A 730-nucleotide genomic window follows, 5' to 3' on the forward strand; every position below is an offset into this window, starting at 1 on the left:
GAAATCGCAGCAGCAGGCGAAAAGGCACAACAGAAGTCCCGGGATAATCTGGGGCTGAAAAGTGCGGCCACGATGGAAGCACAGAGCGACATTTACGACCGGACAAAAGGCCGTCTGGCGATACCCGGCGCATTCGGCTTTGGGTGTGCTTTTCTGCCTGAAGATGTTATCCGTTTTGACACTAAGAGTGATTTCCTGGCCTGGGTAAGGAATGCGCTGCCAGGTGAATATTCCGTTGCTGGCCCCTACGACATCATCATACCCGACACACGGTTTGAAGGGGTGCTCAGCATCCGGTGGACTGATGCACGCCCTGAGACAACAGAACCGCGGTACAGAGCCAAATCCCTTACTTTTTACGGCATTAACGGCCCCATTTATCACACCCGCTACTGCTACTGGCCCATATCCAGACTGACTGGGTGAAAATAAATATAACCACAGAAGATATTATTTACAGAATCGTGGCGAGCTCTGTCCGCAACAGATGGGGAGACCCTGACATTGGCGGGCTGATTATTGCTGCGTACCAGGGAGAAGCTGACGGTGATAAAGTCATCAGACTTGTCAGGGGGCAGTCATACAGAGGCTCACGACTGGGACCGGTGGGGATTTCAGTGCCCAGTACTCCCACCGGAACGTATATAGCATCCCCACAATTTTTCATTACGGGATGTTCAGAGCATTCATTACCGGGGTCATATTGCGCCCTGTCCGGGGTGCCGGATGC

Annotated in this window: 1 pseudogene; it reads left to right on the top strand. The window is 52.9% G+C overall.

From position 1 onward, the window contains the following. Positions 1 to 730, top strand: a pseudogene (locus BFF42_RS19230) (phage tail protein); the annotation flags it as partial.

This window comes from Shigella sp. FC1661, from assembly GCF_001712525.1.
Classification (GTDB): domain Bacteria; phylum Pseudomonadota; class Gammaproteobacteria; order Enterobacterales; family Enterobacteriaceae; genus Escherichia; species Escherichia coli.